General features: G+C 72.7%; 7 protein-coding genes and 1 pseudogene. 6 read left to right on the plus strand and 2 right to left on the minus strand.

Translation table 11 applies throughout. The features are described 5' to 3' along the window. Positions 1-1,149: serine/threonine-protein kinase (locus SSOG_RS17980; RefSeq protein WP_009715669.1), on the minus strand; the 1,149-nt coding region annotated here is incomplete at its 3' end. Between the two features lie 168 nt (positions 1,150-1,317). Here SSOG_RS17980 and SSOG_RS17985 point away from each other — a divergent pair. The 6 genes and pseudogenes from SSOG_RS17985 (at position 1,318) to SSOG_RS18010 (ending at position 6,245) form a co-directional block, all read left to right on the plus strand. Then, on the plus strand, positions 1,318-1,917 hold the full coding sequence (locus SSOG_RS17985; RefSeq protein WP_009715670.1) for an SUKH-4 family immunity protein: 600 nt from the start codon (positions 1,318-1,320) through the stop codon (positions 1,915-1,917). A 30-nt stretch (positions 1,918-1,947) separates the two neighbouring features. Beyond that, positions 1,948-2,793, plus strand: coding sequence for a class I SAM-dependent methyltransferase (locus tag SSOG_RS17990; RefSeq protein ID WP_009715671.1), 846 nt, complete (start codon positions 1,948-1,950; stop codon positions 2,791-2,793). A gap of 149 nt (positions 2,794-2,942) precedes the next feature. Next, a pseudogene (locus tag SSOG_RS17995) lies at positions 2,943-3,837 on the plus strand (TetR/AcrR family transcriptional regulator). Between the two features lie 33 nt (positions 3,838-3,870). Continuing rightward, on the plus strand, positions 3,871-4,764 hold the full coding sequence (locus SSOG_RS18000) for a beta-keto acid cleavage family enzyme (protein ID WP_009715673.1): 894 nt from the start codon (positions 3,871-3,873) through the stop codon (positions 4,762-4,764). 33 nt (positions 4,765-4,797) lie between these two features. After that, positions 4,798-5,775 carry a 3-hydroxyacyl-CoA dehydrogenase NAD-binding domain-containing protein gene (locus SSOG_RS18005; protein WP_009715674.1) on the plus strand — a complete coding sequence of 326 codons (978 nt, stop codon included), beginning with the start codon at positions 4,798-4,800 and terminating at the stop codon, positions 5,773-5,775. After that, the gene (locus SSOG_RS18010; RefSeq protein ID WP_009715675.1) at positions 5,772-6,245 is read left to right on the plus strand and encodes a thioesterase family protein; all 474 of its coding nucleotides are present in this window, start codon (positions 5,772-5,774) and stop codon (positions 6,243-6,245) included. Before SSOG_RS18005 ends, SSOG_RS18010 begins: the two co-directional genes overlap by 4 nt. A gap of 58 nt (positions 6,246-6,303) precedes the next feature. Here SSOG_RS18010 and SSOG_RS53650 read toward each other — a convergent pair. Further along, a partial coding sequence (locus SSOG_RS53650) for an NAD(P)/FAD-dependent oxidoreductase (RefSeq protein WP_039937974.1) occupies positions 6,304-7,065 on the minus strand: 762 nt, incomplete at its 5' end.

A 7,065-nucleotide genomic window follows, 5' to 3' on the forward strand; every position in this document is an offset into this window, starting at 1 on the left:
GACGGGGGTGGCCCGGGCGTCCGCCGGCCCGTCGTCCGCGCCGGACGACGACCCGCCCGTCAGCATCAGGAAGAGGCCGGTGATCAGGGCGGACGCGGCGCCCGCCGCCACCGGCCACCACCACCGAAACCTGCGGCGGCGGGGCGGCGGGGTGGGCGCCCGGTCCACGATGGTCGGCTCCGGGCCGACACCGACGAGGGTCGGCGCCGTGCCCAGGGAACGTATGCCCGTCATCGTCGCGGCGTCCGACACGGTCTCCGGTACCCGGACCGTCGCGGCGTAGGTCTCCGCGGTCGGTACACCGCCGGAGGACGCCAGGGGCTCGGCTTCGGCACCGTCCGCGACCTGCCGCAGGGCGTCGCGCACCGCGGCCGCGGAGGGGCGCTCGTCCGGGGACTTGTGCAGCAGGGCCTCGACGACGGGCCGCAGCGGGCCGACCCGGTCCGGGATGTTCGGTTCCGCGAAGGTGACGGCGTGCAGCGCGGCGGCCTGCGTGGTGCGGTGGAAGGGCGCCACCCCGGACGCGACGGCGGACAGCGTCGCGCCGAGCGCCCACAGGTCGGACGGCGGGCCCACCTCGTCGGCGGTCAGCCGCTCGGGCGCCATGTAGCCGATGGAGCCGAGGAGTTCACCGGCCGTGGTGAGCGAATCGTCGCCTTCGAGGGCGGCGATGCCGAAGTCGGTGAGGACGGCGCTGCCGTCGGGGCGCAGCAGGATGTTGGCGGGCTTGATGTCGCGGTGCAGCGCCCCGACGGCGTGCACGGCCTCCAGGGCGCTCAGCAGCTGGAGGCCGAGGGCGGCGGTGCGGGGCGGCGACAGCGGTCCGACGGCGGCGAGGTGGCGGTCGAGGGAGGGGCCGTCGATCAGCTCCATCGTGATCCACAACCGGTCGTCGTACTCGACCAGATCATGGACGCCGACCACATGGGGGTGGTGCACCCGGGCGACGGTGCGCGCCTCCCGCACCGCCCGGCGCAGCCGTCGGTGGTACTCGTCGCCGTCGCTGCTGACGTGCAACTCCTTGACGGCGACCGCGCGCTCCAGCACATGGTCCCGGGCCCGCCACACGGTGCCCATACCGCCCCGGCCGAGCCGGTCCAGGAGCAGATAGCGTCCGGCGATCAGCCGTCCTTCTCCGGCGGATCTCACTCGGTCTCCCCTGTTCTCTCCCCCCGGCCCCCGCCGACGCGCGGGGAACGATGCGGGCGAGCATAGCCGGACCGTTGTCGTACCCGTGCGGTTGACTGTACGCGTACGCGATCAGCAGGGCGGGGCGGCAACACCGCATCCGCACACCGCACATCAGGGGGCGCAGCGATGACCACCGCCGAAGAGACCCCTCCCCGGGTTCCGGACGCCGCCTGGCTGGAAGCCCGGTTCGGCGCGGGGTCGCTGTGGCGGCCCGCGGAGGCCGACCTTCCGGCCGAGCTGACCGACCAGGAGTCGCGGGATTTCCTGACCACGGTGGGCTTCCCCGCCGTCACGATCGGCCTCATCCGCTTCGACTCGACCCATCTGCGGGACGCCGAGCGGCGGCACACCTTCGACGCCGACGAGCTGTACGGGAGGCGTTACCCGGACGACCACTCCCCGCCCGAGAGCTTCTGCTTCTGCTTCGGCACCCGCTACGAGGACATGCTGATGCTCGCCGGGGCCCTCGGCGACATCGACCTCTACGACCCGAACGGCTGGGACCACGGGAGGGGTTACAAGGGCACGGTGGCCTCCTCGCTGCCCTCGCTCGCCGTCCTGCTCGGGCTGCTCGCCGAGCGCGCGGAGGCCATCGACGCGATCGAGGACGACGAGGAGGCCCGGGCCGAGGCCGCCGGGGAGCTGCGCGCGCGGATGACCGCCTTCGATGCGTACGTGGAGGACGCGCCGTTCTGGGACGAGGTGTTCGAGTATCTGGCGGAATGACCCGCGCTCCCGGCGGACCCCGGGTGTTCAATGGGCCGCATGGCGGAGGAACACGGCCGGCGCGTCGAGCTGAGCGGGGTACCCGAGACCCTGCTGTGGAACCTGTACATGCGCGCGTACGAGGCGCGCGGGCCGCGGCCGGTGCTGACGGACCCCAAGGCCGTGGAGCTGGTCGACCGCATCGACTATCCCTTCGAGGAGACCTTCGGCCCGCCCAGCCCGCTGCTCGCGCAGGGGCATGCGCTGCGCGTGCGGACCTTCGACGACGCCGTACGGGACTTCCTCACCGCCCACCCGGACGGCACCGTCGTCACGCTCGCCGAGGGGCTGGAGACCCAGTACTGGCGGGTGGACAACGGGCGGGCCCGCTGGCTGTGCGTCGAGCTGCCGGAGACCGCCGCGGTGCGGCGCGCCCTGCTGCCGGACGACGAGCGGCGGCGCACCCTCGCCCGCTCGGCGCTCGACCTGTCGTGGCGGGGCGAGGTCGACGCCTCCCGCGGGGTGCTGATCACCGCGCAGGGGCTGCTGATGTATCTGCGGCCCACCGAGGTGCGGGACCTGATCGCCGGATGCGCCGAGGGCTTCCCGGGCGGGGCGCTGGTCTTCGACGCGGTGCCGCGCTGGTTCAGCGCGCGCACGATGCGCGGCGAGCTGCGCACCGCGCGGGGGTACCGGCCGCCGCCCATGCCGTGGGGCATGGACGCGGGGGAGCTGGGCAAGGTCCGTAGCGCCCATCCGCGCATCTCCGAGGTGCGGGAGCTGCCGCCGCCGCGCGGGCGGGGGCCGTACCACGGGGCGCTGGTGCCGGTGCTGCGGCGGCTGCCCGGCGTACGGAATCTGCGGCCCACGATGACCGCGATCGCCCGCTTCGGCTGAGTGGCCGGTTTTTTATCGCCCTCAACTGATCACCGAGTCAGTTCACACCGCAACATCCGGGCGAAATTCCGACTCCTTACCGCCCATAAGGAGGCATTCCCCTCTCGCGTCCATTGCGCTTATCTCAACACCTCCGTACGGTGTCGGCCATGCGGCAAGAGTTCGACGTCGCGGCGCGCGTCCGTCAGGTGATCGACGAAGCGGGCTGCACCCAGCGGGAGTTCGCGCGGCGTGTGGTGATGGACCCCTCCAAGCTGTCCCGCTCGCTCGGCGGCACCCGTCGTTTCACCGTCGCCGAACTGGCCCGCATCGCCGACGCGGGCCGGGTCGACGCCGGGTGGCTGCTCGGCACCACCGGACCCGGCGAACCCGCCGCCGACACCCCTGAACCGGCCGCCCGCACCTCACCCCCCGAGGGCGGGCGGCCCCTCCAGATCGTGCGGGAGACCGTGCGGCTGATCGCCGAGCACGGCTTCCACTCCGTACGCGTCGCCGACATCGCCGCCGCCTGCGACACCAGCACCGCCGCCATCCACTACCACTTCCCCGGGCCGCGCCGAATTACTGGAAGCCGCCGTGCGCTGGTGCATGGACGAGGACACCATGCGCCGCGCCGCCCGCCTCGCCGAGGCCGACGACGCCCTCGAGGAGCTGCGCCAGCTCATCGACCTCCAGGTCCCGGACAGCACCCAGCAGCGTCACCAGTGGCTGGTGTGGATGGACCTGTGGTCCGAGGCCGCGCGCTCGACCGCCATCGGACAGCTGCACGCCGCGTTCTACCGGGAGTGGCGGCGGACGATCGCCGAGGTGATCCGGCGCGGCATCGGCCAGGGCGTCTTCCGCGACGTCGACCCCGAGTTCAGCGCGCTGCGCCTCACCGCGCTGATCGACGGGTTCGCCACCCAGGTGGTGGCCACCGCGCCCGGCGAGGGCGGCACGAGCGCGGAGGTCATGCGCACCGCCTGCCTCGCCTACCTCGACACGGAACTGTCCGCACAGCCTCCTCACCGTCCCGACGAAACCCGTTCATCCCCGTTCCCGTAGCTACGGAGCAGTCGCAGAAGACGGAGCAACGCCATGCCCATGAACGACAGCGTCATCATCACCTGCGCCCTCACCGGGGCCGGTGACACCGTGGGCCGCAGCCCCCACGTCCCCGTCACCCCCGAGCAGATAGCCCGCTCCGCGGTCGAGGCCGCGGAAGCCGGGGCGGCCGTGGTCCACATCCACGTACGCGACCCCGAGACCGGCGCCCCCGCCCGCGACCCGCGGCTGTACCGCGAGGTCGTGGAGCGGGTGAAGGAGACCGGCACCGACGTCGTCATCAACCTCACCGCGGGCATGGGCGGCGACCTCGTCATCGACCCCGAGAACCCGCTCACCCACCTCGCGGGCACCGACCTGGTCAGCGGCCTGGACCGGCTCCCCCACGTCGAGGACCTGCTGCCCGACATCTGCACCCTGGACTGCGGCTCGCTCAACTTCGGCGACGGCAGCAACCTCTACGTCTCCACCCCCGACATGCTGCGCACCGGCGCCAAGCGCATCCAGGAGCTGGGCGTCCGCCCCGAGCTGGAGATCTTCGACACCGGACAGCTGTGGTTCGCCAAGCAGCTGCTGGCCGAGGGGCTGCTGGACGACCCGACCGTCTTCCAGCTGTGCATGGGCATCCCGTGGGGCGCCCCCGCCGAGCCCGGCGTGCTCAAGGCGATGGTCGACATGCTGCCCGAGGGCGCGCAGTGGGCCAGCTTCGCGCTGGGCCGCATGCAGATGCCGTGGGTCGCCCAGTCCATCCTGCTCGGCGGCAACGTACGGGTCGGCCTGGAGGACAACCTGTACCTCAGCCGGGGCGTCAAGGCCACCAACGGCCAGCTGGTCGAACGCGCCGTCCAGATCACCGAGCTGCTGGGCGCCACCGTCGCCACCCCGGACGAGGCCCGGCAGCGGCTCGGCCTCAAGCCCCGTTCGTAACGCCCCTCCCCCTCCTCCTGTCTTAGGACCGCCATGCCCATACCCCCCTGCGCACCCGACCGTGTCCGCCGCGTCGCCTGTATCGGCGCGGGCGTCATCGGCGGCGGCTGGGTCGCCCACTTCCTCGCCCGCGGCTACGACGTCACCGCCTGGGACCCGGCGCCGGACGCCGAGACCAAGCTGCGCCGCCTCGTCGACGCCGCCTGGCCCGCGCTGGAGCAGATCGGCCTGGCCGAGGGCGCCTCACCGGACCGCCTCACCCTCGCCGCCACCCTCGAAGAGGCCGTGGCCGACGCGGAGTTCGTCCAGGAGAGCGCCCCCGAGAAGCTGGAGCTGAAGCGGAGCCTGCTGGCCCAGCTGGACGCGGCGGCCCCGGCGGGCGTCGTCATCGCGTCCTCCACCTCCGGCTATCCGATGACCGACATGCAGACCGAGGCCACCGACCCCGGCCGCCTCCTCGTCGGCCACCCGTTCAACCCGCCGTACCTGATCCCCCTGGTCGAGGTCGCCGGCGGCGAGAAGACCGACCCGGCCGCCGTGGAATGGGCCTCCGCCTTCTACAAGGCGGCCGCCAAGTCCGTCATCACCATGGACCGCGAACTGCCCGGTTTCATCGCCAACCGCCTCCAGGAGGCGCTGTGGCGCGAGGCCCTGCACATGGTGGCGAACGGCGAGGCCACCGTGAAGGACATCGACGACTCGATCACCGAGGGACCCGGCCTGCGCTGGGCCTTCATGGGCCCGTGCCTGACGTTCGCCCTCGCGGGCGGCGACGGCGGCATGGGGCATATGCTCGATCACTTCGGACCGTCACTGAAATCGCCATGGACGCGTCTCGAAGCCCCTGAGCTGGACGACTCGTTGCGTACGGCCATGGTCGACGGATGTGACGAGGCGGCGGCCGGGCGGAGTATCGCCCAGCTCGTCGCGGAAAGGGACCAGGGCGTGATCAACGTCCTGCGGGCGACCGGCCGGTTGCCCGAGCAGCGCAACGAGGGAGGCGACAAGTGAGCGACCAGCTCCCCCACTACCACCAGACCGTCCGACCGGAATGGATCGACTACAACGGTCATATGAGCGAGGCGTTCTACGTCCTCGTTTTCGGACACAGCACGGACGAGATGATGGTCGAGACCGGTCTCGATTCCGGATACCGGGTGAAGACCGGCTGCTCCCTCTACACCGTCGAGACGCACATACGCTATCTCCACGAAGTCGAGGAGGGCGCCGAGCTGACCATCCGCACCAGGGTGCTGGGCGTGGACGAGAAGAAGGTGCGGTTCTCCCACGAGATGTACGTGGGCGAGCCGGAGGGTGGCGACCCCGTGGCCACCACCGAACTGCTCGCGCTCCACATCGACCAGAAGGCGGGCCACGCGGCACCGTTCCCGGAGGAGGTCCGCGAGCGGCTCACCTCCCTGGTCGAGAAGGCACCCGACTGGGCGGGGCGCTCCATCGGCCCCGTACCCAAGGCCGCCTAGGCGCGGCGCACGCAGAGACGAGGGGGTCACCGGGTCCGGTGACCCCCTCGACGCGTCCTCACGCCGTGGCGTAGATGTCCCGGTACAGGGAGAGCGCCCGGCGCCGCAGCGCGTCCTCCGGCTGCCCGCCGAACCGGTCCGGGGCGAGGGCGGCGTACGCGGGGGCGGTGGGGTCGTCGAACATCAGCGTGTCGAGCGCCGCGGCGGCGCCCGCCGCGTGGGTGACCCACACGGCCTCCGCCGACCACAGCCCGGACACCTCGGCGTGCGGGCCGATCAGCGGCAGATTGTCGGGTGTCATCGCGAAGACGCCGTTGAGCCGCTGGGCCGGCCGCCACCGCTCCCCCTCCGGGAGCAGGCGCAGCCCCGCCGCGATCGCGCGGTCGAAGAGGTCGCCGGGCCAGGGCCGGTCGGCCCCCTCGGTCAGCCCGGAGATCTCGACCGGCAGCGGCTGGTGGTCATAGGTGCCCAGCCCGTCGCGGTCGCCGTGGTCGCGGGCGTAGACATGGTGCTCGGGCCAGCGCACGAAGGGCGACGGCGGATGCGGCGCGGTGTGCCGCGGGCCGTGTACGTACGGATGCCCCACCGGTACGAGCGGCAGGCCCACCCCCGCGAGCGCCGCCACCGCCGGGCCCCAGATGCCGCACGCGAGCACCACATCGTCGGCCGCCCACTCCCGGTCGCCCGCCCGGACGGACCGCACCCGGCCGCCGTCCGTCTCGATGGCCGTCACCCGCGCGTCCGGCACGAACCGCACCCCCGCCGCCGACGCGCGCTCACCCAGCGCGGCCGTGATCACACCGGCCCGCGCGGTGCCGTC

Source organism: Streptomyces himastatinicus ATCC 53653, assembly GCF_000158915.1.
Taxonomy (GTDB): domain Bacteria; phylum Actinomycetota; class Actinomycetes; order Streptomycetales; family Streptomycetaceae; genus Streptomyces; species Streptomyces himastatinicus.

Coding starts and splice junctions, on each gene's coding strand:
- SSOG_RS17985 (WP_009715670.1), top strand. CDS start 1,318: ATGACCACCGCCGAAGAGACCCCTCCCCGGGTTCCGGACGCCGCCTGG.
- SSOG_RS17990 (WP_009715671.1), top strand. CDS start 1,948: ATGGGCCGCATGGCGGAGGAACACGGCCGGCGCGTCGAGCTGAGCGGG.
- SSOG_RS18000 (WP_009715673.1), top strand. CDS start 3,871: ATGCCCATGAACGACAGCGTCATCATCACCTGCGCCCTCACCGGGGCC.
- SSOG_RS18005 (WP_009715674.1), top strand. CDS start 4,798: ATGCCCATACCCCCCTGCGCACCCGACCGTGTCCGCCGCGTCGCCTGT.